A 23,450-nucleotide genomic window follows, 5' to 3' on the forward strand; every position below is an offset into this window, starting at 1 on the left:
CTGCTGGCCTAGTAGCCCTCGCCGTATTCGGCCGTCACCAGGATGGGCAGGTGGTCGGAGTTCCCGCGGGGCAGGGTCTCCACGCTTGCGATATCCAGTCCCAGCGAGGTGGCGAAGTCGAAGTGGCCCTTGAACACCTTGTAACGGGTGTAGGTGCGGCGGTTGCTCAGGGACAGCGCGTACCCGGAGTTCTTCATGTGCATGTCCAGGTTCTTGGTGAAGAACGGGTAGTTGAAATCCCCCACCATCAGCGTCATCAGGCCCCGGCCCATGCTCAGCAGTTCGGCGTGCGCCGCGTGGATCTGCTTGCGCCGCAGGGAATTGGAGGCGGTCAGCGGCGCGGCGTGGAACGAGCCAATGACCAGTTCGTGCTGGGTATCGTTGTCCATCACCCGCGTCCCGATCAGGCGCTCATGGGCGGGCGCCAGGACGCGGTCGTGCATGGACTTCTTCAGCGCGAACGACTGCGTGTCCAGGGCCGTGAACCGGCTTGTCCGGTAGTAGATGGCCAGCCCCAGCCGGTTGCCCTTGGTGGCATCCGCCAGGTGCAGCGGCCCCAGTGTCTCCGGAAGGTCGCTGGCGTCCACCTCCTGGAGGCAGAGCGCATCGATGTCGTGATTCCGTGCCAGGGCGAGAAGTTCGCCGCTCGCCTTGTGCTTTCGGAGGTTGTAGCTGATGACGCGCATGAAACACCTCTTTTGAGGTTGCTGACAGGACCAGTTCCTGAGTCTAGTCCGATGCCTCCGCACAGGCCCCAACATTTCGCCGTCTGCCCGGCGTGCCGTTCGGGCGCGGGATAGAGTTAGGGCCAATTCACCGAAAATTTGAAGGGGTCAGTGTTGACTGCAGATCTGCCCGGGCTCGCCGAAGGCAACTCTTACTACCAGTCGCTGGGGGACGGGCGGTTCCGCTCGACCATCCACGCGCAGGGGGCCTGGAATGCCCACGAACAGCACATGGCTCCCGCCTCGGGACTGATGGCAGAGGCCCTGGAACGGCACGAGCCGCGGGCGGACATGCGGATGGCGCGGCTCAGCTACGAGATCCTGGGCCTGATCCCCGGCGGGGAATTCCACATCGGCACCACCACCCTGCGGCCGGGCAGGACCATCGAACTGGTGCAGGCTGAACTGGTGGCCGGTGGCCGGACGACCATCCGGGCCACCGCCTGGCGGATGGTCACCAGCGACACCGGTGACGTTGCCGCCGTCGAGGACCCCGCGATTCCGGGCCCGGACGAATGCAAACCCTATGACGGCTCCGCCGTCTGGCCAGGAGGATTCATTCGCTCGCTGGAAATGCGGGTGGCCGAAGGCCACCGGCCGGGCGCTGGCAAAGTGTGGCTGCGCACTGAACATCCCCTGACGGACCGCGCCGACAGCGGCGATACTGCCCGGCTCATGGGACTGGTGGACACCGCAAACGGCATCGCCGCGCGGGTCCCGCCCGGGAAGGACAGCTATGCCTTTCCCAACCTGGACCTGCAGATCCACATGTACCGCAGGCCCGAGGGGGAATGGCTGGGACTGGACAACGCCGTGTCATTCGGGCGTGACGGCATCGGTCTTACCTCCACCGTGCTGCACGACCGCCAGGGGCCGTTTGGCCGGGCTGAGCAGATCCTGACGCTGCGCAGGACCTGAACCTGCAGCGGCAACGCGGCGGATGTATCGTTGTATATCGTTGGCGTTTCACAGAGGAGATCACCATGCGTGGTTCATTCCCGGCAGGCGGATTCGGCGGCAACAATATCGAGGGCATGTGGCAGGCCGTCGAAGAGCTGCGCTCACGGTTTGAAAAACGCGGCGCCCCCGGCGCCACCAGGGCCGGCAAGGGCGAAGTCCGCGCCGCCGTGCTGGCCCTGCTCGCAGAACGCCCCATGCACGGCTACCAGATCATCCGCGACATTGAAGAGCGCAGCCGAGGCGCCTGGAAGCCGAGCGCCGGTTCCGTCTATCCCACCCTGCAGCTGCTCGCCGATGAAGGCGCCATCAAGGCCGAGGAAGCCAACGGCCGCAAAGTCTACTCCCTGACCCAGGCCGGCCGGGAGGAAGCCGCCGCCCACCACGGACCCGCCCCCTGGGACGCCGCGGCGGCCGGCCCGGGATCCCTGCCCAGGGCCGCCGTCGAGCTTGCCCAGGCCACCGCCCAGGTGGGCCGGACAGGCTCGCCGGAGCAGGTGCAGGAGGCGGCCGCGGTCCTTGATGACGCGCGCCGCCGGATGTACGCGATCCTCGCCCGGAACTGACCCGGGTGGGGCCAACCGTCCAGGACCCCGGCGCGCCGGTTCCCGGGGACATGCCTGCGCCGGTGCCCGCTGGCGCCGGTGCCCAAACCGGCGGCACCCGTGCCCGCTACCGCCGTATCCTGCGCTTCGCCGCCCTGAACCTGGCCGCCATCTGGTGGTTCGAGCTGTTCCTGCCCAGGATCGGGCTGGGCAGGGTGGCCGAACGGAACCGGTCGCGCCGGATGCAGCAGTTCGCCCGGCGCTTCCATGACCTCGCGGTGGAACTCGGCGGCCTGATGATCAAAGTGGGCCAGTTCCTCTCCTCCCGGCTGGACGTCCTGCCGCCCGAGATCACGAAGGAACTCGAAGGGCTGCAGGACGAGGTGCCCCCGGTACCGTTTCCCGCCATCCGCGCCCTGGCCGAGCAGGAACTCGGCGCATCCCTGGCCACGGTCTTTGCCGCACTGGACGAGGCACCGATTGCGGCGGCGTCGCTGGGACAGGCGCACCTAGCGCGCCTGAATGCCCCGGACCGCGCGGACACGGGGCTGGACAGGGTGGTGGTGAAAGTGCAGCGCCCCGGCATCGGAGCCATTGTCGACGTCGACCTGGCCGCCCTGCGCAGGGTAGGCGGCTGGCTGAGCCGGTTCCGGGTGGTTTCCGAACGGGCGGACGTTCCGGCCCTCGTGCGAGAATTCGCCCAGACGAGCCTCGAAGAGATCGACTACCTCCACGAGGCAGCCAACTGCGAGCGCTTCGCGGAGGATTTCGCCGGGGACGCGAAAGTGGCCGTGCCGGGGGTCGCCTGGGAGCGCTGCACGCGCCGCGTGCTGACCCTGGAGGACGTCACCGCCGTCAAGATCACCGATACTGCGGGGCTCCGGGCGGCGGGAATCGACCCCGTGGAGGTGGCCCCGGTCTTCGCAGCCGTCATGTTCGACCAGTTGTTCACCAACGGCTTCTTCCACGCTGACCCGCACCCAGGCAACATCTTCGTGACACCCGTCGCTGCCCGGCCCGGGGAACGCCCATGGAAACTGACGTTCATCGACTTCGGCATGATGGGCCAGGTGACGCCCGCGACGCGCAGCGGCCTGCGGAAACTGCTGATTGCCGCCGCGGCCCGCGACGGCAAGGGGCTCGTGGCCGCCATCCGCGAAGTGGGAGTCCTGGTGCCCACCGCGGACACGGTGGAACTGGAACGGGCCATGACGCGCCTCTTCGCACGGTTTGGCGGGATGGGCTTCGCCCAGCTGCGCGAGGTGGATCCGCGGGAGTTCCGCGACTTCGCCATGGAGTTCGGCGATGTTGTGCGTTCGCTGCCTTTCCAGCTGCCGGAAAACTTCCTGCTGATTATCCGCGCCATGTCCCTGACATCGGGGGTCTGCAGTTCCCTGGACCCACAGTTCAACCTGTGGGATTCGGTGGAACCCTATGCCGCGCAGCTGCTGCGGGACGAGCGTGGCAACTTGCTCCAGGACGCGGCCCGGCAGGCCGTCGACGTCGCCGGGATCGCCCTGGGCCTGCCCCGCCGGCTGGACGCCCTCGCTGCCCGTATCGAGGAAGGATCGCTGCCCCTGGCCGTCCCCCGCCTGGAACGCCAGGTGGCGCGGCTGGACCGGATGGCCAGGCGGTCGGCGTCGGCCATGGTGTTCGGTGCCCTGCTGATCGCAGGGGCCGTGGTCCGCGGGGCGGATCCCGTGCTGGGCAGCGTGCTGATGATCGCGTCGGCGGTTCCGTTGCTGCACGGCGTGTGGGCGGGCCGCCGGGGTCGCTGACCGGGCGAGGGTGGCGGAGACTGGCGGGGCCACGGCGTAACCTAGGGTTGGTTGTCCGGCCGAACGGCGGCCAGGACCACGAACAGGAGCTGGGCAGGATGCACGACGCCGGAACAGGCCGGACAGCTGAACGGACGGCCGACATGAACGCACTGCCGGCTTTGACCGTCGTGCGGCAGGATGTGTCCCTCGGCGCGGGCCGTGACCTTGAGTTCGGCCTGGAACTGCTGGCGCGGGCAAAAAACGGGGAGATCGGGCCAACCCTGCGGCTGTACCGGCCGGCCCCGACCGTTGCCTTCGGGCAGCGGGACACCCGACTTCCGGGCTTCGAGGCAGCGGCCCGGGCATGCGCCGACAACGGCTTTGAGCCCTTGGTCCGGAGGGCCGGCGGGCGTGCCGCGGCCTACCACCAGGGGACCCTGGTGGTGGACCACATTGAGCCGGACGCCGACGCCATCGCCGGATCAAAATTGCGCTTCGGCTATTTTGGCGAAATGTTCGCGCAGACCCTCAGGGCCGTGGGGGTGCAGGCCGGTGTGGGCGAAATCCCGGGCGAGTACTGCCCCGGGGAGTTCAGCGTGCACGGCACCGACCCAGCGGACAGCACGCGCCAGATCAAGCTGGTCGGCACCGCGCAGCGGGTGGTGTCCGGCGGCTGGCTCTTCAGCTCCGTGATCGTGGTGGAAGACTCAGCGCCGATCCGCAAAGTCCTCACGGAAAGTTATTCGGCCCTTGGCCTGGAATGGGACCCTGCCACCGCCGGCGCCGCCAACGACCTGGTGCCCGGCCTCAACGTGGACGTGGTGGAGCGGGCCCTCCTGGAAACGTATGCGGGCCATGCCACCCTTGGCTCTGCTCCATTCAGCAGCCTGGGGGCATGACCCGCATCACGTGGTGTCCGGTGGGTGCCTATGCGGCCAGCCGGGTTTTGACCTCGGCCGCCGACGGGTTGGTGGCCGCCGTGCCATCCGGGAAGAGGACCGTGGGGACGGTGCGGTTGCCGCCGTTGAGCTGCTCGACGAGTTCGGCAGTGCCATCGACCTCTTCGATGTTGATCTCGGTGTAGCCGATGCCCTGCGCGTCCAGCTGCTTCTTCAGGCGGTTGCAGTAGCCGCACCAGGTGGTCGAGAACATGGTGATCGTGCCGGATTCGGGAGTGAAGTCCACAGGGCTCTCCTAAGGTTGCGTGAAAGGTTTCCTTACCGTCAACGGTAGCGTGCAGGCCCGTATTCCCCGTCCTCTGCGGCGCGATCGGCCGCCTGCATGACACTGTATGGCGCCGGTGGCATGCTGGTGCCATGTGTGGACGCTATGTGATGGCACGGGCCGTGGGGGACCTCCTGGCCGAATTCGACGCCGAACTGGAGGAGGAGGTCAGCATTCCGCCCTCGTGGAATGTGGCGCCCACCGATGCGGTCCCGATCGTCCTGGAGCGTGTCAAGGACGGCCAGGACGTCCGCCAGCTGCACGTTGCCCGCTGGGGGCTTGTTCCGTCCTGGGCCAAGGATCCCGGCATCGGCTCCCGCATGATCAACGCGCGCAGCGAAACCGTGCTGGAAAAACCCGCATTCCGCAAAGCCGCACAGTCCCGGCGCTGTGCCGTGCCGGCGGACGGGTACTACGAATGGAAGCAGGGCCCCGGAAAGTCGAAGCAGCCCTACTACGTGCATCCGGGCCAGGGCCGCGGCCTGGTGTTCGCCGGCCTCTACGAGTGGTGGAAGGACCCCTCGGTGCCGGAAGGCGACCCCGCGCGGTGGCTGCTGTCCACCTCCATCCTCACGGCGGACACGCCGCCGCCGGGAACAGAAGCCACCGTCTTCGGGAAACTCACGGCGCTGCATGACCGCGTTCCGCTGCCCATGGACAAGGCCACGATGGAAGCGTGGCTTGACCCGCAGGCGGACGACGCCGCCGCACTGGTGGACCTGGTCCGTGCCGGGGTGAAGGACGCCGCGGCGGACTGGCAGGTGGAATCCGTGGGCAAGGAAGTGGGCAACGTGCGCAACAACGGGCCGGAACTCATCCGCCCCGTGGAGGCCCTGTTCTAGCAGCCCTGCCCATGGCGGGCTGGCCTCAGACGGTGACCGTACCGGCGTCGTCCACTGTCCAGTTGGGGTTGTACGCCACTTCCCAGCGGAAGCCGTCCGGGTCCGCGAAATACCCTGTGTAGCCGCCCCACGGCTGCGTGACCGGTTCTGCGATGATTGGGGCGCCGGCCGCCGCGGCCTCTTCCATCACCCGGTCCACGTCTGCTGCGCTGGCCACATTGTGGCTCAGGGTGATGCAGGGAATGCCGTCCGGCGGGCTGACCCCCGCCTCGGCCCGCATCTGCCGCACGTCCCAGAGCGACAGCACCAGGCCATGGTTCACCTGGATAAACAGGACTTCATCGGCAACTTCACGGTGGACCGGCCAGCCAAGGCCGTCCACATAGAACGCCCGCGAGCGGGAGACGCTGCGGACGCCGAGGGAGATAAAGTCGACTCTGGGCTTCATGCTTCGATAGTGTCAGATGATGGCGACAATTCAAGGAAACGATAGGGATGCCCGTGCCGACAGGGAACAGCTCGCTGCCGTTCGGATTGCCGTGGACGAGGTCGATGAACAGATCGTCACGCTCATTGCCCGCCGCGAACGGCTGATCCGGATTGCCGGAACCCTCAAGGGGGACGACGCCGAGGTGCGGGCGCCTGGCCGGGTGGAACGGATCATTGAGAACGTCCGGGCCGCAGCGGAGAAAAAGGACATTGACCCGGACATCGTTGAATCAACCTACCGGGCCATGATCTCCGCGTTCATCGAACTGGAACTGCGGATCCACAAGGAAAGCAGCTGACGCTACAGCGCTTCCTCCACCGGAACCCCGTGCTGGAATTCGCGGCCGTCAGCCTCGCTGAAGGCTGACAGCACGTGCCCTTTGCCGAGCCCGTTCAAGGCCGTGCGGGGAAAGCTTCCCGTGATGGTGGAATCGGAGTGCGTTACGCCCGACAGGTCGTAATCCTCTTCGATTCCCTGGTCACGGTTGAACGAGTAGCAGGCGATGGCCTTCCCGTTCATGAATTCGATGCACAGGCGGCGCTGCGCGGAATAGTCCGGTGCTGCCCCCATCAGCCCCACTACGTAGGCGCCGGAACCCGGAATGGTCCCGTCGATGTCAAACGTGGCCAGGAGGGTGGAGTCCTGGGTTTTGATGGTTGCCTGCTTCAGAAGTGCTTCATCGCTTTTCATGCCATCATCCTGCTCCCTGCCGGACGGTCCGTCCACCCCTGCCTAGGTTTAACCTCCCGCCCGGCGTAGACTTGAACTGTTCGAACATATTTTCGAATAGTGGTTTTGGCAGAGGTTCCATCCGGGGAGGCGCTTATGGGCATGTTCAGCGAATCCGTGGAGGTGCTGTGCTCCGTCTCGGGCCAGCCGGAAACCATCACCTGGGCGGGGACTGACTACAGGGTCTGCGCCGAACCCCTCCGCTGGTATGAACGCCGGCAATGGTGGGCAGAGGACAGCAGGGCCCCCTTGGGCACGGGCCCGGGCGTGGTGGACCATGAAATCTGGCGGGTTCAGGTCCTGCCTTCTTCCGCCCCTGCCGGTGCTGAAACACTCACCCTTGACCTCACCCGGCACATCCGCAGCGGACGCTGGCGGCTGCTGCGGATCCATGACGCCCTTCGGCCCAGAACTGCGTGAACCGGAACAGCATGAGCTTCACCCACCTGCACGTCTCCACAGCATTCAGCGCCCACTACGGCGTCTCCTGGCCGGAGGAACTGGCAACGGCTGCCGCCGCCGACGGCGCCACGGCACTCGCCTGCACCGACCGTGACGGCCTGTATGGCACCATCAAGCACCTGAAAGCGTGCATGGCGGCGGGCATCGACCCCATTGTGGGCGTGGACCTTGCGGTCTTTGACGACGACGGCGACCACCGCACCCTGGTCGCCGGCCGGGTGGTGGTGCTGGCCCGCGGGCGGAACAACGGCGCAGGCTACCGTGCCCTGTGCCGGCTGGTGTCGGATGCCCACGCCAGGACCTCCGGGAAAGCCGGGGGAGCAGTTCCGGCCGCCGTCACCCGCGCCGAACTGGCGTCACGGACCCTTGACCCCCACACCCTCAAACCGGTGCTGACCGTCCTCCTCGGGCCTGATTCAGACGTCGGTCGTGCCATGGGCGGCAGGCGCTACCTTCGCCCCCGGACCCTGTTCAAGCAATGGCTTGACGCCATGCCCCGCGGCACGGTGGTGGCCGAAATCGTCTCCCAGCTCAGCGCCCCGGGAACCGCCCTCAGCACTTCCCACGCGGTCCGCATGCTGCGCCTCGCCGAAGAACACCACGTCCCGGCCGTCCTGACCAACGCCGTGCGGTACAGCGCGCCTGACGGTGCGCCCACCGCCGACGTCCTGGATTCGGCAAGGACGTTGAAGTCCCTCCCCGAACTGGCAGGCGAGCCGCTGCTGCAGCCCACCGGCCAGGGCTGGCTTAAAACCCCGGACCAGATGCTGGGCCTTGGCAGGGAAATCATTTCTGCCGCCGGTTACGGAACCGCGGACCTCAAACAGCTGATGGCGCAGACCGAGGCGCTCGCCGACCTTTGCCGGATCGACCCCGTGGCAGACATGGGGTGGAAACAGCCGGTGGTCCCCGAGGCCTCGGTCATCGGCATCAGCCAGGATCCGCACGTCGAACTGGTCCAGCGCTCCCGGGCAGGAATCGGCAGGCGGTTCCCCGGAATCGCGGGATCGGACGAAACCGCCATGCAGTCCCGCCTGGACCATGAACTGCGCATCATCAGGAACCTGGGCTTCTCCTCCTATTTCCTCACCGTTGCGGAGGTGTCACGGATGATCCAGGACATGGGGGTCCGGGCAGCGGCCCGCGGTTCCGGGGCATCCAGCCTGGTCAACTACCTGATCGAGGTCAGCCATGTGAACCCGATGCAGCACGACCTGATTTTCGAACGGTTCCTTTCCAATGACCGCGCAACGCTTCCGGACATTGACATCGATGTCGAAAGCGCGGAACGGCATAACGTCTACCGCCGGATCTTTGAACGCTTCGGCTCCGAACGGGTCACCCTGATGAGCATGCAGAACGGGTACCGGGCCAGGGGAGCCGTGCGCGACGCCGGGCTGGCGCTGGGCATGGACGACGGCGAGGTGGGGGAGATCGCCAAGCAGTTGTGGCGCTTCTCGGCCCGTAAGTTCCGCGAAGCGCTGCAGGAAAAACCCGAACTGCGGGAGTTTGCCGGCCGCGTGGAACACCGCGACGCCGAAGGCAACCAGCAACTGGACCTGCTGGTGGACCTGACCGAGCGGCTGGACCGCCTGCCCCGCCATATCTCCATGCACCCCTGCGGGGTGATCCTCGGCGACGCCACCCTGCTGGACAGGACCCCCGTCCAGCCCAGCGGCCTTGGCCTGCCCATGAGCCAGTTCGACAAACACGACATGGACCCCATGGGGATGCTCAAGCTCGATGTCCTGGGCGTACGGATGCAAAGCGCCATGGCCTTTGCCGTCCGCGAGATCATCCGGATCCATCCCGGCAAAAAGGAAGTGGTGGCAGCAGGCGGCCACCAGCCAGGCCCGGACGGGGCGGGGCCCGACTACATTGCTGCGGACGGACGCATCGACCTCAACGCCGTCCCGCTGGACGACGAGGCAACCTACGAACTGATCAGGAGCACGCACACCCTGGGGTGCTTCCAGATCGAATCCCCGGGGCAGCGTGAACTGATCGGCAAAATGGCGCCCAGGGAATTCAATGACCTCATCATCGATATCTCCCTGTTCCGCCCCGGCCCCATGAAATCGGACATGGTGCGGCCCTTCCTGGAACACCGGCACGGATTCGCGCCCGAGGTCTACCCCCACCCGGACCTTAAGCCGGTGCTGCAGGAAACCCACGGTGTCACGGTGTTCCATGAACAGATCCTGAAGACCTTCGACATCATGACCGGATGCGGCCTGGCGAAAGCCGATGAGTTCCGCAGGGCGTTGAGCAGCGAGACCGGTGAGGCGCAGGTCGAGGAATTCTTCCGGCGCGAAGCCAAAGCCAAGGGGTACTCGCCGGACGTCGTCGACAAAGTGTGGGGGACCCTGAAGTCCTTCGCCAGTTTCGGCTTCTGCAAAGCCCACGGCGCAGCATTCGCCGTCCCCACCTACCAGTCCGCCTGGCTCAAAACCCACCACCCCGAGGCCTTCCTCGCCGGCCTGTGGGAGCACGACCCCGGGATGTACCCCAAACGGCTGCTGGTGGCGGAAGCCCGCCGGCTTGGCATCCCCATCCTTCCTTTGGACATCAACCTGAGCAAGGCCGAATACCGGGTGGAGCGGGTGGAGTCCGGTCCGGATGCCGGCAAGCTGGGCATCCGGCTCAGCCTCAACGGAATCTATGGCCTTTCCGGGGCGGAGCTGAAGCGGATAGTGGCCGGGCAGCCCTATGACTCCCTCGCAGACCTCCGGGAACGTTCCCGGCTCAGCAAACCCAGCATTGGCCGCCTTGCCCAGCTCGGTGCCTTCGATTCCCTGCACCGCGACGCCGGCGGAACGGCGAACCGGGCGGACCTTGTGCAGTACCTGCAAAAGCTGCAGTCCTCCACCAGCACGCGGAAAGGCGCGGAAGTCCTGGAAGGACAACTTGCCCTGCCACTGGGCGACGTCGAACTGCGGAACATCAAGCCAGGCCTGCCGGCACCCACCCTGGTGGACAACGTCCGGGCGGAACTTGACCTGATGGCCATCGATGTCAGCACCCATCTGATGGACAGCCACCGTCCCATGCTGGACCGGCTGGGCGTCACCACTGCCGACAAGCTCCTCGGGCTCCGCAACGGTACGGAGGTGCTGGTGGCGGGGGTGCGTGTTGCCACCCAGACGCCGCCCATGCGCGGTGGCAGGAGGGTGGTGTTCATCAGCATCGACGACGGCACGGGCTGCGTCGATTCCGTCTTCTTCCATGAGGCGCAGGAAAATGCCGGGCCGCTCCTGTTCGGAACGCGGCTGCTCCTGATCCGGGGCACCACGAGAAGGACCGGCCCCCGCGGCATCAGCCTGAGTGCGAGCATGGCCTGGGACCTCAGCAGGACCGAAACGCTGCCTTTCCCTGATCCCGCCACCCCTCCTGCCGCCGACGGCCCGCACCCGCTGGACGGGATCAGCAGGACACTGGCCATCACCGGTTTCAACGGCTGACCGTCCCGTGTGCCGCGTTGGTCGGCCTCTGGGGGAACCGATAGCATTGACGGTGGCTGGCTGTGGTCCCCGTATGCCACAAGCTATGAAGCCTCAACTTTGAATAGGAGACACCCGTGTCAGATGCCCAGCAGATCACCCTCGTCGTCGATGGCGAAGAGACCAAGGTGACTACCGGGACAACCGGTGCGGAACTCTTCTTTGAGCGCCGCGACGTCGTCGTTGCCCGCGTCAACGGTGAACTCAAGGACCTTGACCAGGAACTTCCCGAAGGCGCCGAAGTGGAAGGCGTCACCATCGGCTCGCCTGACGGCCTGAACGTCCTGCGCCACTCCACCGCCCACGTCATGGCCCAGGCCGTGCAGCAGCTGCGCCCCGACGCCAAGCTGGGCATCGGCCCCTACATCACGGACGGGTTCTACTTCGACTTCGACGTTGCCGAGCCGTTCACCCCCGAGGACCTCAAGACCCTCGAGAAGATGATGCAGAAGATCATCAACCAGAACCAGAAGTTCGTCCGCCGCGTGGTCAACGAGGATGAGGCCCGCGAAGCCATGAAGGACGAGCCCTACAAGCTCGAACTGCTGGGCAAGAAGAACGATGCCGCCGAGGCCGGCGAAGGCGTCAACGTCGAGGTCGGCGCCGGCGACATCACCATCTACGACAACGTGGAACGCAAGGAAGGCACCACCGTCTGGTGCGACCTTTGCCGCGGCCCGCACCTGCCCAACACCAAGCTGATCTCCAACGCCTTCGCCCTGACCCGTTCGTCGTCGGCCTACTGGCTGGGCAACCAGAAGAACCAGCAGCTGCAGCGCATCTACGGCACAGCGTGGCCCACGAAGGAAGACCTCAAGGCTTACCAGGAGCGCATCGCCGAGGCCGAGCGCCGCGACCACCGCAAGCTTGGCTCCGAACTGGACCTGTTCTCCTTCCCCGACGAACTGGGCTCCGGGCTGCCCGTCTTCCACCCCAAAGGCGGCATCATCCGCAAGGAAATGGAAGACTACTCGCGGCAGCGCCACGTCGAAGCCGGCTACGAATTCGTCTACACCCCGCACATCACCAAGGGGCACCTGTACGAGGTTTCGGGGCACCTGGACTGGTACAAGGACGGCATGTTCCCCGCAATGCACGTGGACGCCGAACTCAACGAGAACGGCACCGTGCGCAAGCCCGGCCAGGACTACTACCTGAAGCCGATGAACTGCCCCATGCACAACCTGATCTTCCGTTCCCGCGGCCGGTCCTACCGCGAACTGCCGCTGCGGCTGTTCGAATTCGGCTCCGTCTACCGCTACGAGAAGTCCGGCGTGGTGCACGGCCTGACCCGTGTGCGCGGCATGACACAGGACGACGCCCACATCTACTGCACCCGCGAGCAGATGAAGGACGAGCTCACCAAGACCCTCACCTTCGTCCTGGACCTGCTCAAGGATTACGGCCTGAACGACTTCTACCTGGAGCTTTCCACCAAGGACCCGGAAAAGTATGTCGGCGAGGACGCTGCCTGGGAGGAAGCCACCAGGACCCTGGCCGAGGTGGCCCAGGAGTCCGGCCTGGAACTCGTGCCGGACCCGGGCGGAGCCGCTTTCTACGGCCCCAAGATCTCTGTCCAGGCGAAGGACGCGCTGGGCCGCACGTGGCAGATGTCCACCATCCAGCTGGACTTCAACCTGCCTGAGCGCTTCGAGCTCGAGTTCCAGGCCGCGGACGGCTCCCGCCAGCGCCCCGTCATGATCCACCGCGCCCTCTTCGGGTCGGTGGAACGGTTCATGGGCGTCCTCACCGAGCACTACGCCGGCGCCTTCCCCGCGTGGCTGGCTCCGGTCCAGGTGGTGGGCATTCCGGTGGCGGAGGCCTTCAACGAGTACATGTTCGACGTCGTCGACCAGCTTAAGGCGGCCGGGATCCGCGCGGAGGTGGACACGTCCTCGGACCGTTTCCCCAAGAAGATCCGCACTGCGAGCAAGGACAAGATCCCGTTCGTGCTGATCGCCGGCGGCGACGACGCCGAGGCGGGCGCTGTTTCGTTCCGGTTCCGCGACGGAAGCCAGGACAACGGGGTGCCGGTCACGGAAGCCGTCAAACGGATCACCGAGGCCGTCCGGAACCGGACCAGCTAGCGGAACGGAAGCAGACAGTGCAGGAGAACACAGGAGCAGGCTATCCGGGGGATGCCGGCGTTACCGACGACTTCGCCCTCGCCGGTGTTCCGGACGCCTTCCAGCGCCTGTGGACTCCGCACCGAATGGCCTACATCAAGGGCGGCCAGCACCAGTTCAAGAACGAAGACGACTGCCCGTTCTGCGTGGGCCCGGCCCGCAGCGATGAGGAGGCCCTCATCGTCTACCGCGGGAAGACCTGCTATGTGGTGCTGAACCTCTTCCCGTACAACCCAGGGCACCTGCTGGTCTGCCCGTACCGGCACGTACCGGACTACACCGACCTCACGCTGGACGAGACCGCGGAGTTCGCCGACCTCACCCAGACGGCGATGCGGGTGCTGCGGAAGGTCTCGAACCCCGGTGGCTTCAACCTGGGCATGAACCAGGGCGTGGTGGGCGGCGCCGGGATCGCCGCGCACCTTCACCAGCACATCGTTCCGCGGTGGGGCGGGGACGGGAACTTCTTCCCCATCATCGCCCAGACCAAGGCCATCACCCAGACCCTCGATGAGGTCAGGCAGCAGGTGGCCGACGCCTGGCCCGGGGAGTCGAATGCTGAATAGGCATGCCCGCGGCTTCTTCACCGCATTGTTCACCCCGCTGGCCCGGTGGCTCCTTCGGATGGGCGTTTCCCCGGATGCGGTAACCATCCTCGGCACCGCGGGCGTAGCCGCCGGAGCCCTCCTGTTCTACCCGCTGGGCCAGCTGTTCTGGGGGACGCTGTTCATCACCGCGTTCATTTTCTCCGACGTCCTGGACGGGATCATGGCCCGGATGCAGGACGTGAAGAGCCGCTGGGGCAACTTCCTGGACTCCACCCTTGACCGGATCGCCGACGGCGCCCTCTTTGCCGGGCTGGCGGTCTGGTTTTTCACCGGCGGCAACAACACGGCAATCGCCACGGCAGCCCTGCTGTGCCTGGTGCTGGGCATGGTGGTCTCCTATGCCAGGGCCAAGGCGGAGTCGCTGGGGTTCGCAGCCAACGTCGGGATCGCCGAACGGGCCGAACGCCTCGTGTCCGTGCTGGTGGTCACCGGCCTGACCGGCCTTGGGCTGCCCCCCGTGGTGCTGCTGGTGACGCTGGTGCTCCTGGCCCTGGCGAGTCTTGTCACCGTGGTGCAGCGCGTGGTTTCCGTGCGCCGGCAGTCGCTGCAGGAGCCATCCCCAGCCGATTAAGCATGATTAAGCCGGGCGGGCGGCGGGGGACTAGTATATAAGTGCCCGGTCAAGCGACCCGGCAATCCGTGCGTGCACTTCCGGCAGCTGCCGCCGCATGCCCGGCGAAGATCATCTGTCTACCCATAGGGGTTTTTGTGTCTACACCTGATGTAAGCAACGAGGCCGGTTCGTCCGCGAACAGCGTCACGGGCAGCAGCCGCGTGAAGCGTGGCATGGCCGAGATGCTCAAGGGCGGCGTCATCATGGACGTCGTCAACGTCGAGCAGGCCCGCATCGCCGAAGACGCCGGTGCCGTGGCAGTCATGGCGCTGGAGCGTGTTCCTGCTGATATCCGCGCCCAGGGCGGCGTGTCCCGCATGTCCGATCCCGACATGATCGACCAGATCATCGATGCCGTGTCCATCCCGGTGATGGCCAAGGCCCGGATCGGCCACTTCGTCGAGGCCCAGGTCCTGCAGTCCCTCGGCGTGGACTACATTGACGAGTCCGAGGTCCTCACCCCGGCCGACTACATTAACCACATCGACAAGTGGAACTTCAAGGTTCCCTTCGTCTGTGGCGCCACCAACCTCGGTGAAGCGCTGCGCCGCATCAACGAAGGCGCGGCGATGATCCGGTCCAAGGGCGAGGCCGGCACCGGCGACGTCTCCAACGCCACCGGCCACATGCGCCAGATCCGCGCCGAGATCGCCAAGCTCTCCGCACTCCCCGAGGACGAGCTCTACGTTGCGGCCAAGGAACTGCAGGCCCCGTACGAACTGGTCAAGGAAGTCGCCGCGGCCGGCAAGCTTCCCGTGGTGCTGTTCACCGCCGGTGGCATCGCCACCCCGGCGGACGCCGCGATGATGATGCAGCTCGGCGCTGACGGCGTCTTCGTCGGCTCCGGCATCTTCAAGTCCGGCAACCCCGCCCAGCGCGCCGCCGCCGTTGTGAAGGCCACCACCTTCTACGACGACCCCGACGTCATCGCCAAGGCCTCCCGCGGCCTCGGCGAAGCGATGGTCGGCATCAACGTCGACGAAATCCCGCAGCCGCACCGCCTCGCCGAGCGCGGCTGGTAGGTTGCTTTCGGCGCCCGGTGGGCGTCGGGCGGCGCCAGTGGTCGCCTGCGTTTTGTTGTAACTGACGACGCCGGTTCCTCACCTTTGCCTGGTGGGGGACCGGCGTCGTCCGTTTTTAAGCTTTTGGAACCGTCGATTGCTCCGTAGCTGCCCTTTTGGAGGTCAAAAGGGCAGTTACGGAGCAATCGATGGGGTTAGTCCAGGCCGCGGCGCTTCAGCAGCGGGTCGAGCCGGGCGTCGCGGCCGCGCAGGATCCTGAAGGATTCCAGCGGGTCCCGGCTGTTGCCACGCGAGAGCAGCTCCCGGCGGAAGCGTTCGCCGTTGGCCCGGGACAACCCGCCGTTTTCGGTGAACCAATCCACCGTCTCGGCGTCCAGCACCTCACTCCAGATGTAGGAGTAGTAGCCCGCGGCATAGCCGGCGCCGGCGAAGATGTGCTGGAAGTATCCGGTCCGGTAGCGCGGCGGGATCAGCGGATGCGCGATTCCCACCCCGGCGAGGGCCTTGGCTTCGAACTCGAGCGCGTCATCCGGAACCTGGTCCGCTTCCAGCGTGTGCCACGCGAGATCCAGCAGGGCTGCGCCAAGGTATTCGGTGGTGGCAAAACCTTCACCCCAGAGCCGCGACCCGTTGAGCCGGTCAATGATGTCCTGGGGGAGCGGCTCCCCGGTGACATGATGGCGCGCATAGTTGGCCAGCACCTCCGGCCACATGATCCACATCTCGTTCACCTGGGACGGATACTCCACGAAGTCCCGGGGCACGGCCGTTCCGGAAAACCGGGGATACGCCACCAGGGAAAGGAGCCCGTGCAGGGCATGCCCGAACTCGTGGAACAGCGTCCGCAGCTCGTCCAGCGTCAGGAGCGCCGGTTCACCGGCGGCGGGCTGGGAAATGTTGAGCGTATTGATCACCACCGGTTTGGTGCCCAGCAGTTTCGACTGGTCAACGAGCGAGTTCATCCAGGCACCACCGCGCTTCGATTCGCGGGCAAAGTAGTCGCCAAGGAACAGGCCCAGTCCGGTGCCGTCCCCGTCGCGGACCTCCCAGATCCGCACGTCGGCGTGGTACGCCTGCAGGTCGGGCCGCTCGTGGAACGTGATCCCGTACAGCGAGGTGGCTGCGAAGAACACCCCGTCGGTGATGACCCGGTCGAGCTCGAAGTAGGGGCGCAGGGCCTGTTCGTCGACGTCGTACTTCTCCCGGCGGACTTTAGCCGAGTAGTAGGCCCAGTCCCATGCCTCCAGCGGGTGGCCCGCCACGTCGGCCAGGGCGGCCGCTTCGGCGTCGGCATTGCGCATGGCCGCGGGCGCCATTCGGTCCAGCATTGCCTGCACGGCTTCAAAGTCCGGCGCGGTCTGGCGGTCCATCACCAGCCCGGCATAGTTGGCGAAGCCCAGCAGGGCCGCCTTTTCGGCCCGCAGGCCGGCCATGGACCGTGCCAGGTCCAGGACGTCCAGGCTGCCGCCGTCGCTGCCCCGGCCTACGGATGCCTCGAACAGGCGACGGCGGACGTCCCGGTTCCCGAGCGCAGCCAATGCCGGCTGGTTGCCGGGCTGGATCAGGGTCAACAGGAACTTTCCGTCGTGTCCGGCAGCGCGGGCGGCCTCCGCAGCCGCGGCGACTTCGTCGGACGGCAGGCCTGCCAGGTCGCCCGCGGACTCCAGCAGCAGGGCCGCGGACTTCATGCCTTCCTTGACCCGCTGCCCGAATTCGGTGCCCAGCCGGGCGAGTTCGGCGTTGATGGCCCGCAGCTTCTCCTGCCCTGACGCGTCGAGCTGGATGCCGGACTGCCGGAACTCCTTGAGGTACTCCTCCACCAGCCGCGTGGACTCGGCGTCGCAACCGGCGGTGTCGATGGCCGTGAACCGCTCATACAGGGCCCGGTCCAGGTAGACCGCGTCCTGGTGGGCGGAGAAGAGCGGCGACAGCTCCGTTTCGAGGGTCCGGATCTCCTCTGAAGCGTCGGACGAGACCAAGGTAAAGAATGCCGCCGCCGCGCGGTTCAACACCTGCCCGGAGCGCTCCATGGCCACGGCAGTGTTTTCGAACGTGGCCGGCTCCGGGTTGTCCGTAATGGCGCGGATTTCGTCCAGGTGTTCGGACAGCCCGGCCTTCACCGCGGCACCGTAATCCGCGGCCTTAAGGCCGGCGAAAGGTGGAAGGCCGTAAGGCAGGGAACTGGCGGCGAGGAGCGGGTTCGTCATGGGGTAAACCTTTCACAGCAGGCCACGGTTCTCAATTGCCGCAAAATGTCCCCGCCGTCCGGACTGCCTCCCTAGAATTGCCGCTATGGGGACTATTTCGGGCCGGCTTTTCGCGCGCGGCCGGGCAGCCATCATCGGCGCGGCCTGTGCCGCGGCCCTGTTGTGTGCCGGCGGGTTGGCAGGCTGCGGGCTCGTCGCCGAACAGGGAGCAACACTGTCCCGGCCGGCCTCCAGCGCGAACTCAGCCCAGGATGCCACCGCCGCCACTGGTTCCGCCGCTCCGCCGCCTACCCCCACCCCGACGCCCACCCCCGGAAAGGGGCCTGCGTGCCCGACGCTCCGGTGCACAACAGTCACTGCTACCGGGGACATGCTGGTCCACGCCCAGCTGTGGCAGCAGGCCCAGCAGGATGCCGCAGCGGCCGGCAAGCCCGGCATGGACTTCCTTCCGCTGCTTGAAGGGCAGCGCCGCTACCTCAGCAGGAGCGACCTGGCCATCTGCCACCAGGAAACGCCCGTGGCGGGACCGGACGGCCCGTTCTCCGCCTACCCGTCCTTCAACGTGCCGCCGCAGATCATCACGGCGGCAAGGGACGTGGGCTACCAGGCCTGCACAACCGCCAGCAACCACACCATCGACCGCGGCACCGACGGCCTGCTGCGCACCCTGGACCGCATGGACGCCGCCGGACTCAAGCACACCGGCTCGTACCGGACGGAAACAGAATCCCAGGGGATCCTCATCCTGCAGACCCCCGCAGCCAAGGTGGCCGTCATCGAAGGCACTTACGGCCTCAACGGAGTCACCGCCGACCACCCGTGGCAGGTGGACATGCTGGACCCTGCAGCCATGATCGCCAAGGCCGCCAAGGCGCGGTCGCTGGGGGCCGACCTTGTGGTGGGTGTGATGCACGCGGGAGACGAATACTCCAGCACCCCCAACAGCCAGCAGCAGGACGTGGCGCACGCCCTCGTGGACAGCGGCCAGTTCAACCTGGTCTACGGCCACCACACCCACTCCGTGCAGCCCATCGAGAAGTACAAGGACGCGTGGATCGTGTATGGCCTGGGCAACGGCGTCACCGAGCTTTCGCCCTGGTACCCCGTCAACAACGAAGGCCTCCTGGTCCGCGTGCAGTTCAGCCAAAACGCGGCGGGCGGGTGGGCCGCGGATGACCTGGCCTGGGCGCCTTCGGTCATCGTCCGGGACCCCTACAGATGGTGTTCGGTCGCCTCCGACGCGCCGCAGGGATCCTGCGCAGGCGCCGAAGCCGACGCCGCGACCCGCCAGCGCACGGCAGGTGTTGTGGAGTCGATGGGAGCCGCTACAGCCGGGGCCCATGAACTGCTGATCACGAAGGAGCCCTGACCCATGGACACCCCAACAGCCGCCACGCGGCCAAGGACCGCACTGCTGGGCGTTCCCGTACGGTGGATGGGGCCCGGGGCCATCGTGTTCCTCTTTGGACTGTACGGGGTGTTCTGGTTCCTGGAACGCCCGGCCGGCGAACCTCTCCTCGGGCACCTGGGGCAACTCTTCGGCGGCGAATCCATCCTGCTGTTCTCCATCGCCCTGGTCCTGATCAGCACCCTCCCGCATGTCGAACCGGTCTTCGGCGGCATCGACCACGCCGCCATCTGGCACCGGCGGGCCGCGATCACCGCCACCGTGCTCCTGCTGCCGCATATCGGGTTCGCCGCCAACCCGGCGGCCACCAGCGTCGGGAAGACGCTCGCCGTGATCGCGGCGACCGGCCTGGCCGCGCTGGTGGTCTGGGCCATCCTGCCGCGCTGGCGGACCATGCTCCCGGCACCCGCCCGCCGCTGGGTGGTCACGGTGCTTCGGACCCGTCCCCTGCAATTGGCGGGCCGGCTGCTGGGCGGCTACGAGCGGTGGCGGGGCTTCCATCGCCTGACCGGCCTCTTCGTGGCGGCCGGCTTCCTGCACGGCCTGCTGGATGCCAGCTCCTTCGCGGCGGTGCCCGGGCTGCGCTGGAGCTACGTCGTCATCGGCGGCACGGGACTGGCGTTCTACGCCTACCGGGAACTCCTCGCCCGGCACTTCCTGTCCCACCATGACTACCAGGTGGCAGCCGTGCGTCCCCTGACGGCGGACCTTGTCGAGGTCACGCTCCGGCCCCTGGGCAAGCCGCTGGTCTTCAAGCCGGGCCAATGGGCCATGATCTACCTGGAGACGGCGGACGGCTGGCAGCGGCATCCCTTCTCGATGTCAGGGGCAGCCCACGGGGACACCATCGGGATCACCGTCAAGGCGCTCGGGGACCATACCACCAAGCTTCCCGACGTCGTCCAGACCGGAATGCCCGCGGTGGTCGGCGGCCCCTACGGCCGGTTCGACCGGCACGGCGGCACCGCGGACCAGGTCTGGATCGCCGCCGGCGTGGGCATCACGCCGTTCCTGAGCTGGCTGCGGTCACTGCACGGTGAACTGCAGGAAAACGTCGATCTCTTCGTCACCTCGGCAGGGCCCTCGCCGTTCGCCGGGGAGATCACCGCCATTGCCCGGACCCAGCCCCATCTGAAGGTGCACCTCGTGGACACCGCCGTCGACGGCCGGCTGACCCCGGAACAGATCCTGGCCTCGGTGGGCACCGAGCCGCGCCGGCTGTCGGTGTTTATGGGCGGCCCGGATGCCATGCTGCGGCAGTTCCGGAAGGACTTCCGCGCCGCGGGCGTCCGCCGTGCCAACATCCACCGGGAATACTTCCAGTGGCGCTGAGGAGACGGCCGCAGGGCACAGCCCGGGGCGTGGCCCGCGGCCGGTTGAAGGACCGTCAGCGCGGACGACGCGCGGCGTGTTCGCGCGCCAGGACGGCGAAGGAATCGTCAGGGGTGCCGGGAGTGAAGCTGCCGAACTTGCGCTCCGCCGCGGTCCGGATCAGGAAGTCGGCGATCGCCGGGTTCTTCGGCAGCAGCGAGCCGTGCAGGTAGCTGGCCACGATGTTGCGGTAGCGGGCGCCCTCATGGCCGTCGTTGCTGTTGTTGCCGGTCCCCTTGGCGGTGCTGCCCAGCGGACGCACGCCGCTTCCCAGGGTGGTCTGGCCGCTGTGGTTTTCATAGCCAAGGACCTCGCCGAACTCCGGGGTGGCCACCTTGACGTTGCCGATCAGCCGCTCGTCCCCGCCGTAGGTTTCCACGTCCAGGACCCCAATGCCCGGAATCACCGCACCCGTGCGGGTCTTGAAGAAGCGGCCGAAGAGCTGGTACAGCCCGCAGATCAGCAGCATCGGCGCCCCGTCCTCCGCGAGGTCCTTGAGGACCCCGGCCCGCGCCTGCAGGTCGTCCTGGATAACGAGCTGCCCGCTGTCCTGCCCGCCGCCGCCGACAATGATGTCCACGCCGTCCGGGAAGGGATCGCCCACGTTGTATTCCAGCAGTTCCGGCGTGTAGCCATGCCAGGCAATCCGGCGCTGCAGGACCAGGGCGTTGCCCCAGTCGCCGTAGATGTTCATGTCCCGCGGATACAGCTGCACCACACGGAGTGTGCCTTTGGACTGTTCCGCCGTTGCGGCTCCTGCCGGGTTCACGAGACAACCTCCACGGTGATGATTTTGGACAGTTCGCGGCGGATGGCCAGCATCGCCGTGTAGGTGCAGAAGATCCGCTTGGGCCTGCCCTGGCCTTCCCGGATGAAGGCCGCCAGGGCCGGGGCGATCTCCGGCTGCACGGCGCCGACCCGCACGTCGTCGTACTGCAGGCGCAGTGCCATGTCATAGGCCCGGGATCCGGTCAGCACGTCGACTCCGGCGTCCCGAAGGGAATCGAATTCCACGTCCCAGAGCCAGGACATGTCCCGCCCGTCGGCGTAGTTGTCGTTGATGGCGATCATGGTGGCGTAACCGGTGGGGGGAAAGGACTTCAGTCCCAGCCGGAAGCCGCTGGGGTTCTTCACCAGCACCAGGTCCAGCGGCTGGCCTTCCACCGTGAGGCTTTCCCCGCGCCCGAACGCCGGGGCAACCTGCGACAGTGCCTGCAGCAGCGTCTCGTGGTCTGCGGCGGCGGCGCCTGCGCCGCAGATGCTCCGCGCCAGCGTCAGGGCGGCCGCGGCGTTGAAGATGTTGTACACGCCGCGCAGCTTCATCGCGGTACTGACGGTGCCGCCGTCGTACTCAAACTCGGCGCTGTCCGCGCCCACGGAGCGAAGTACGACGTCGGCCCGCGGCTTTTCCGGCAGGCCCGCCGGGGTGGGGCTGCCGGGAGCGGCGCGCATGTCATCGTCGTTGGGGAACGTCCCGAGCAGCGCTTCGTCGAGGCCGAAGTACTTGACGTCCTGCCCGGTGAGGGTGTCGGCGATCCTGGCCACCCGCGGATCCTCGCGGTTCAGCACCACCGTCCCTGTGGTCTTGGCAGCGATGTGCTGGAGGAGTTGTGCAGTCTTGTCGATCTCGCCGAACCGGTCCAGCTGGTCGCGCAGCACATTCAGGAGCAGGCAGTACCGGGGCGGGACACTGTTGACGAAATGCACGGCGTGGGCTTCATCGAGTTCCAGGACCGCGACGTCCGCATCAAGCCTTCCGCGCCAGTCGACCTCGCCCAGGAGGGCTGCCGCCACACCCCTGGTGAAGTTGCTGCCGGTGCGGTTGGTGAAGACCTTCAGGCCCTGGCTTTCGAGCAGTTCCACCACCATTTTGGTAGTGGTGGTCTTGCCGTTCGTTCCACTGACCACGGCCACGCCGTGGGGGAGCGTGCTCAGGGTGCGCCGCATGAAACCCGGGTCGATTTTCTCGACCACCAGGCCGGGCAGGGCAGACCCGCCGCCCCGGAGCCGCGACACCCTGCGGACCAGCTTGCCGAGCGGGACACTGAAGAAGACCATGTTTTGAATATATCCCAGCAACGGCATGCAACCCCTGCGCGGTCGTGGCAGGCGGAATCCGGGCCGGGGAACTGCGCACGTATGCTGGAGGAATGACAAACTTCCCTTCAGCAGCTCCCGCGCGCCCGGGCTCAGGCCTGCGGATCGGTGTCCTTGCGCTTCAGGGCGATTTCCGCGAGCACCTCCGGGCGGCGGCCGGGAGCGGGGCCGAAGCGGTTGGCGTACGCCGGCCTGCCGAGCTCGACGGACTGGACGGGCTCATCATTCCCGGCGGCGAGTCGACAGCCATCGACAAGCTGGCCCGCGCCTTCGACCTTGCCGAGCCGCTGCGCAAGCGCATCCACGAGGGCCTTCCGGTCTACGGTTCCTGCGCCGGAATGATCCTGCTGGCAGCGGATATCGCCGACCCGGCGACCGATCTGTCCGGCGCCCCGCAGCAGACCTTCGGCGGCCTGGACATCACGGTGCGCCGGAACGCGTTCGGCCGCCAGCGCGAGTCCTTTGAAACGGACCTGGATTTCAAGGGGCTGGAGTTCAGTGCCACCGAGTCCGGTGTCGCGCCGGTCCACGCCGTCTTCATCCGCGGCCCGTGGGTTGAGCGGGTGGGCCCCGGCGTCGAGGTCCTCGCGCAGGTGGAACCGGCGGACCCGGAACACGCGTCCCACGCTGTCCCGCTGCCCGGGGCGGCTAGAATTGTCGCAGTGCGTTCGGGCCAGCTGCTGGCCACCTCCTTCCATCCGGAAGTGACCGGCGAGAAACGCGTACACGAACTTTTTATCCGCATGATCAGAGGAGAAGCGTAA

22 protein-coding genes are annotated in these 23,450 nt (G+C 66.9%); 15 read left to right on the forward strand and 7 right to left on the reverse strand.

Going from position 1 to position 23,450, the window contains the following annotated elements:
• Nucleotides 1-8: 8 nt before the first annotated feature.
• Nucleotides 9-686: an endonuclease/exonuclease/phosphatase family protein gene (locus tag ACYSM9_RS08135; RefSeq protein WP_461856473.1), complete on the reverse strand. Its 678-nt coding sequence runs from the start codon at nucleotides 684-686 to the stop codon at nucleotides 9-11.
• A gap of 153 nt (nucleotides 687-839) precedes the next feature.
• Between ACYSM9_RS08135 and ACYSM9_RS08140 the strand changes: the two genes are divergently transcribed.
• The 4 genes from ACYSM9_RS08140 to ACYSM9_RS08155 all read left to right on the forward strand — a co-directional run bounded on the left by ACYSM9_RS08140 (nucleotide 840) and on the right by ACYSM9_RS08155 (nucleotide 4,886).
• Nucleotides 840-1,643: a thioesterase family protein gene (locus ACYSM9_RS08140; RefSeq protein WP_461856474.1), complete on the forward strand. Its 804-nt coding sequence runs from the start codon at nucleotides 840-842 to the stop codon at nucleotides 1,641-1,643.
• A gap of 65 nt (nucleotides 1,644-1,708) precedes the next feature.
• The gene (locus ACYSM9_RS08145; protein WP_461856475.1) at nucleotides 1,709-2,248 is read left to right on the forward strand and encodes a PadR family transcriptional regulator; all 540 of its coding nucleotides are present in this window, start codon (nucleotides 1,709-1,711) and stop codon (nucleotides 2,246-2,248) included.
• A gap of 50 nt (nucleotides 2,249-2,298) precedes the next feature.
• Nucleotides 2,299-4,005 (forward strand): ABC1 kinase family protein, encoded by a 1,707-nt coding sequence (locus ACYSM9_RS08150; protein ID WP_461856572.1) that lies wholly within the window; start codon nucleotides 2,299-2,301, stop codon nucleotides 4,003-4,005.
• A gap of 143 nt (nucleotides 4,006-4,148) precedes the next feature.
• Entirely contained in the window at nucleotides 4,149-4,886 is a 738-nt protein-coding gene (locus ACYSM9_RS08155) for a lipoate--protein ligase family protein (RefSeq protein WP_461856476.1), read from the forward strand.
• 28 nt (nucleotides 4,887-4,914) lie between these two features.
• Here the strand turns inward: ACYSM9_RS08155 and ACYSM9_RS08160 are convergent, their stop codons facing one another.
• Entirely contained in the window at nucleotides 4,915-5,172 is a 258-nt protein-coding gene (locus ACYSM9_RS08160) for a mycoredoxin (protein WP_454485301.1), read from the reverse strand.
• A gap of 131 nt (nucleotides 5,173-5,303) precedes the next feature.
• Here ACYSM9_RS08160 and ACYSM9_RS08165 point away from each other — a divergent pair, with 131 nt between their 5' ends.
• Nucleotides 5,304-6,053, forward strand: coding sequence for an SOS response-associated peptidase (locus ACYSM9_RS08165; protein WP_461856477.1), 750 nt, complete (start codon nucleotides 5,304-5,306; stop codon nucleotides 6,051-6,053).
• 25 nt (nucleotides 6,054-6,078) lie between these two features.
• Here ACYSM9_RS08165 and ACYSM9_RS08170 read toward each other — a convergent pair whose 3' ends face one another.
• On the reverse strand, nucleotides 6,079-6,501 hold the full coding sequence (locus ACYSM9_RS08170) for a VOC family protein (protein ID WP_461856478.1): 423 nt from the start codon (nucleotides 6,499-6,501) through the stop codon (nucleotides 6,079-6,081).
• Nucleotides 6,502-6,517: 16 nt separating this feature from the next.
• Between ACYSM9_RS08170 and ACYSM9_RS08175 the strand changes: the two genes are divergently transcribed.
• A complete protein-coding gene (locus ACYSM9_RS08175) occupies nucleotides 6,518-6,841 on the forward strand; it encodes a chorismate mutase (RefSeq protein WP_461856479.1) in 324 nt (107 codons plus the stop codon).
• A 2-nt stretch (nucleotides 6,842-6,843) separates the two neighbouring features.
• On the opposite strand, the gene ACYSM9_RS08180 is transcribed toward ACYSM9_RS08175, so the two are convergent.
• Entirely contained in the window at nucleotides 6,844-7,233 is a 390-nt protein-coding gene (locus ACYSM9_RS08180) for a hypothetical protein (protein ID WP_461856480.1), read from the reverse strand.
• 135 nt (nucleotides 7,234-7,368) lie between these two features.
• On the opposite strand from ACYSM9_RS08180, the gene ACYSM9_RS08185 reads away from it, so the two are divergent.
• The 6 genes from ACYSM9_RS08185 to pdxS all read left to right on the forward strand — a co-directional run bounded on the left by ACYSM9_RS08185 (nucleotide 7,369) and on the right by pdxS (nucleotide 15,603).
• Nucleotides 7,369-7,692 (forward strand): DUF6504 family protein, encoded by a 324-nt coding sequence (locus tag ACYSM9_RS08185; RefSeq protein WP_461856481.1) that lies wholly within the window; start codon nucleotides 7,369-7,371, stop codon nucleotides 7,690-7,692.
• 11 nt (nucleotides 7,693-7,703) lie between these two features.
• Nucleotides 7,704-11,195, forward strand: coding sequence for a DNA polymerase III subunit alpha (locus ACYSM9_RS08190; protein WP_461856573.1), 3,492 nt, complete (start codon nucleotides 7,704-7,706; stop codon nucleotides 11,193-11,195).
• Nucleotides 11,196-11,311: 116 nt separating this feature from the next.
• Nucleotides 11,312-13,321: a threonine--tRNA ligase gene (thrS, locus tag ACYSM9_RS08195; protein ID WP_461856482.1), complete on the forward strand. Its 2,010-nt coding sequence runs from the start codon at nucleotides 11,312-11,314 to the stop codon at nucleotides 13,319-13,321.
• Between the two features lie 17 nt (nucleotides 13,322-13,338).
• Nucleotides 13,339-13,926, forward strand: a complete 588-nt coding sequence (locus tag ACYSM9_RS08200; protein WP_461856483.1) for an HIT family protein — start codon at nucleotides 13,339-13,341, stop codon at nucleotides 13,924-13,926.
• Nucleotides 13,916-14,539, forward strand: coding sequence for a phosphatidylinositol phosphate synthase (pgsA, locus tag ACYSM9_RS08205; protein WP_461856484.1), 624 nt, complete (start codon nucleotides 13,916-13,918; stop codon nucleotides 14,537-14,539). Before ACYSM9_RS08200 ends, pgsA begins: the two co-directional genes overlap by 11 nt.
• Nucleotides 14,540-14,676: 137 nt before the next feature.
• Complete coding sequence (gene pdxS / locus ACYSM9_RS08210; RefSeq protein WP_454485287.1) at nucleotides 14,677-15,603, forward strand: pyridoxal 5'-phosphate synthase lyase subunit PdxS; 927 nt, start codon at nucleotides 14,677-14,679, stop codon at nucleotides 15,601-15,603.
• Nucleotides 15,604-15,797: 194 nt separating this feature from the next.
• Here pdxS and ACYSM9_RS08215 read toward each other — a convergent pair whose 3' ends face one another.
• Nucleotides 15,798-17,810 (reverse strand): M3 family metallopeptidase, encoded by a 2,013-nt coding sequence (locus ACYSM9_RS08215; protein WP_461856485.1) that lies wholly within the window; start codon nucleotides 17,808-17,810, stop codon nucleotides 15,798-15,800.
• A gap of 85 nt (nucleotides 17,811-17,895) precedes the next feature.
• Here ACYSM9_RS08215 and ACYSM9_RS08220 point away from each other — a divergent pair, with 85 nt between their 5' ends.
• Complete coding sequence (locus ACYSM9_RS08220) at nucleotides 17,896-19,179, forward strand: CapA family protein (RefSeq protein WP_461856486.1); 1,284 nt, start codon at nucleotides 17,896-17,898, stop codon at nucleotides 19,177-19,179.
• Between the two features lie 3 nt (nucleotides 19,180-19,182).
• Nucleotides 19,183-20,550: a ferredoxin reductase family protein gene (locus tag ACYSM9_RS08225; RefSeq protein ID WP_461856487.1), complete on the forward strand. Its 1,368-nt coding sequence runs from the start codon at nucleotides 19,183-19,185 to the stop codon at nucleotides 20,548-20,550.
• 55 nt (nucleotides 20,551-20,605) lie between these two features.
• Here ACYSM9_RS08225 and ACYSM9_RS08230 read toward each other — a convergent pair whose 3' ends face one another.
• Together ACYSM9_RS08230 and ACYSM9_RS08235 are read right to left on the reverse strand one after the other, a co-directional pair.
• Nucleotides 20,606-21,358 (reverse strand): type 1 glutamine amidotransferase, encoded by a 753-nt coding sequence (locus ACYSM9_RS08230; protein WP_461856488.1) that lies wholly within the window; start codon nucleotides 21,356-21,358, stop codon nucleotides 20,606-20,608.
• Complete coding sequence (locus tag ACYSM9_RS08235; protein ID WP_461856574.1) at nucleotides 21,355-22,647, reverse strand: MurT ligase domain-containing protein; 1,293 nt, start codon at nucleotides 22,645-22,647, stop codon at nucleotides 21,355-21,357. The genes ACYSM9_RS08230 and ACYSM9_RS08235 overlap by 4 nt, the downstream gene beginning before the upstream one ends.
• Nucleotides 22,648-22,739: 92 nt before the next feature.
• Here ACYSM9_RS08235 and pdxT point away from each other — a divergent pair, with 92 nt between their 5' ends.
• A complete protein-coding gene (gene pdxT / locus ACYSM9_RS08240; RefSeq protein ID WP_461856489.1) occupies nucleotides 22,740-23,450 on the forward strand; it encodes a pyridoxal 5'-phosphate synthase glutaminase subunit PdxT in 711 nt (236 codons plus the stop codon).

Source organism: Arthrobacter sp. C152, assembly GCF_054890965.1.